The sequence below is a fragment of the Agrobacterium leguminum genome, assembly GCF_015704895.1.
Classification (GTDB): domain Bacteria; phylum Pseudomonadota; class Alphaproteobacteria; order Rhizobiales; family Rhizobiaceae; genus Agrobacterium; species Agrobacterium leguminum.
The window spans coordinates 1-3,452 of record NZ_JADQWB010000037.1 but is presented as its reverse complement, the minus strand read 5'-3'; the positions used below and the strand labels follow the sequence as shown (position 1 = coordinate 3,452).

Below are 3,452 nucleotides of genomic sequence, written 5' to 3'. Positions count from 1 at the left end.
TTGTAAAAGGTAATCAGGTTGCCGTTCCTTTGGAACGGCTATGGATGAGCATAGACAATGAGAACGAAGAAGTGAATTAAGGGCATTTGGTGGATGCCTTGGCATGCACAGGCGAAGAAGGACGTGATACGCTGCGAAAAGCCGTGGGGAGCTGCGAATAAGCTTTGATCCATGGATCTCCGAATGGGGCAACCCACCTTAAATGCTTGGAAAATCCAGTCTGTTTTAACGAACGGCCTGGGTTTCCAAGCATTGTGATAAGGTATCTTACTTTCGAATACATAGGGGTAAGAAGCGAACGCAGGGAACTGAAACATCTAAGTACCTGCAGGAAAGGACATCAACCGAGACTCCGCAAGTAGTGGCGAGCGAACGCGGACCAGGCCAGTGGCAATGATGAATAAAGCGGAACGATCTGGAAAGGTCGGCCATAGAGGGTGATAGCCCCTTACGCGTAGAACAGTCATTGTCCTTGAGTAGGGCGGGACACGTGAAATCCTGTCTGAACATGGGGAGACCACTCTCCAAGCCTAAGTACTCGTGCATGACCGATAGCGAACAAGTACCGTGAGGGAAAGGTGAAAAGCACCCCGACGAGGGGAGTGAAATAGAACCTGAAACCGGATGCCTACAAACAGTCGGAGCCCGCAAGGGTGACGGCGTACCTTTTGTATAATGGGTCAACGACTTAGTGTAACTAGCAAGCTTAAGCCGGTAGGTGTAGGCGCAGCGAAAGCGAGTCTGAATAGGGCGATTGAGTTAGTTGCATTAGACCCGAAACCGAGTGATCTAGCCATGAGCAGGCTGAAGGTTGGGTAACACCAACTGGAGGGCCGAACCCATAACTGTTGCAATAGTTCGGGATGACTTGTGGCTAGGGGTGAAAGGCCAATCAAACTCGGAAATAGCTGGTTCTCCGCGAAATCTATTTAGGTAGAGCGTCGACCGAATACCCTCGGGGGTAGAGCACTGGATGGGCTATGGGGACTCACCGTCTTACTGATCCTAACCAAACTCCGAATACCGAGGAGTACTAGTCGGCAGACACACGGCGGGTGCTAACGTCCGTCGTGAAAAGGGCAACAACCCTGACCTCCAGCTAAGGTCCCCAAGTCATGGCTAAGTGGGAAAGGATGTGAGGATCCCAAAACAACCAGGATGTTGGCTTAGAAGCAGCCATCATTTAAAGAAAGCGTAACAGCTCACTGGTCTAAATAAGGGTCTTTGCGCCGAAAATGTAACGGGGCTAAAGCCATGCACCGAAGCTGAGGATTTGCACTTTGTGCAAGTGGTAGCGGAGCGTTCCGTAAGTCTGTGAAGGCGGACCCGTGAGGGCTGCTGGAGATATCGGAAGTGCGAATGTTGACATGAGTAACGATAAAGGGAGTGAGAGACTCCCTCGCCGAAAGACCAAGGGTTCCTGCTTAAAGTTAATCTGAGCAGGGTTAGCCGGCCCCTAAGACGAGGCGGACACGCGTAGTCGATGGGAACCACGTTAATATTCGTGGGCCTGGTGGTAGTGACGGATCTCGTGTGTTGTTCAACCTTACTGGATTGGTTGGGCGGCGAAGAGGTTCCAGGAAATAGCTCCACCGTATAGACCGTACCCGAAACCGACACAGGTGGTCAGGTAGAGTATACCAAGGCGCTTGAGAGAACTATGTTGAAGGAACTCGGCAAATTGCACGCGTAACTTCGGAAGAAGCGTGACCCTTTTGTACGCAAGTATGATGGGGTGGCACAGACCAGGGGGTAGCGACTGTTTATCAAAAACACAGGGCTCTGCGAAGTAGCAATACGACGTATAGGGTCTGACGCCTGCCCGGTGCTGGAAGGTTAAAGGGAGGGGTGCAAGCTCTGAACTGAAGCCCCAGTAAACGGCGGCCGTAACTATAACGGTCCTAAGGTAGCGAAATTCCTTGTCGGGTAAGTTCCGACCTGCACGAATGGCGTAACGACTTCCCCGCTGTCTCCAACATAGACTCAGTGAAATTGAATTCCCCGTGAAGATGCGGGGTTCCTGCGGTCAGACGGAAAGACCCCGTGCACCTTTACTATAGCTTTACACTGGCATTCGCCAAGGCATGTGTAGGATAGGTGGTAGGCTTTGAAGCAGGGACGCCAGTTTCTGTGGAGCCATCCTTGAAATACCACCCTTATCTTCGTGGATGTCTAACCGCGGTCCGTTATCCGGATCCGGGACAGTGTATGGTGGGTAGTTTGACTGGGGCGGTCGCCTCCGAAAGAGTAACGGAGGCGCGCGATGGTTAGCTCAGACCGGTCGGAAATCGGTCGTCGAGTGCAATGGCATAAGCTAGCCTGACTGCGAGACTGACAAGTCGAGCAGAGACGAAAGTCGGTCATAGTGATCCGGTGGTCCCGTGTGGAAGGGCCATCGCTCAACGGATAAAAGGTACGCCGGGGATAACAGGCTGATGACCCCCAAGAGTCCATATCGACGGGGTTGTTTGGCACCTCGATGTCGACTCATCGCATCCTGGGGCTGGAGCAGGTCCCAAGGGTATGGCTGTTCGCCATTTAAAGCGGTACGTGAGTTGGGTTCAGAACGTCGTGAGACAGTTCGGTCCCTATCTGCCGTGGGTGTAGGAATATTGACAGGATCTGTCCCTAGTACGAGAGGACCGGGATGGACGTATCTCTGGTGGATCTGTTGTCCTGCCAAGGGCATAGCAGAGTAGCTATATACGGAATGGATAACCGCTGAAGGCATCTAAGCGGGAAACCAACCTGAAAACGAGTGTTCCCTATCAGAGCCGTGGAAGACGACCACGTTGATAGGACGGGTGTGGAAGCACAGCAATGTGTGAAGCTTACCGTTACTAATAGCTCGATCGACTTCTTCGTTCCCATTGAATATGTTCATCAAGCGAAGCTTGATGATCTGTTTTGTCCTGACGCCCGAAGGGCTCCGGACGGGCCGCGCCACAGGGCGCGACGACCTCTGGTCTGTATGGCTGCCATGCTCATTGTTGAGCAAAGGTGGAATACCGACAGGTCACAGAAAGACGTGTAAATTAAATAGAGCGTTCAGCTCTCCAGCTTCTCGAAACAACAGTTTCCATGTGAAAACATGGTCTGTGATCGCTTGGATCAGACGTTGCCTCATATGCGAGGTGACCGTATGGCCAATTGGTGTCCCCTGTGAGCGTCAAGCGAACAGGATAAGGTACACCAATAAACAAGCAATCATATGATCCATGCGAAACGCATGGATCATATGTTGCGTTTTGCCGACCTGGTGGTTATCGCGGGGCGGCTGCACCCGTTCCCATTCCGAACACGGCCGTGAAACGCCCCAGCGCCAATGGTACTTCGTCTCAAGACGCGGGAGAGTAGGTCGCTGCCAGGTCTGCAAAACGCAACACAAAATCTTCTCACTCACAAAAGGGCCACAAAGCCCAAATCAAAAGGCCGCAAATGCGGCCTTTATG

At 52.3% G+C, this 3,452-nt stretch carries 2 rRNA genes; both read left to right on the top strand.

Annotated elements, in window-relative coordinates:
- Positions 1-65 precede the first annotated feature (65 nt).
- Positions 66-2,865: ribosomal RNA gene (locus I3J13_RS25505) — 23S ribosomal RNA — on the top strand.
- Between the two features lie 390 nt (positions 2,866-3,255).
- A 5S ribosomal RNA gene (gene rrf, locus I3J13_RS25500) occupies positions 3,256-3,370 on the top strand.
- The last annotated feature ends 82 nt before the right edge of the window (positions 3,371-3,452 follow it).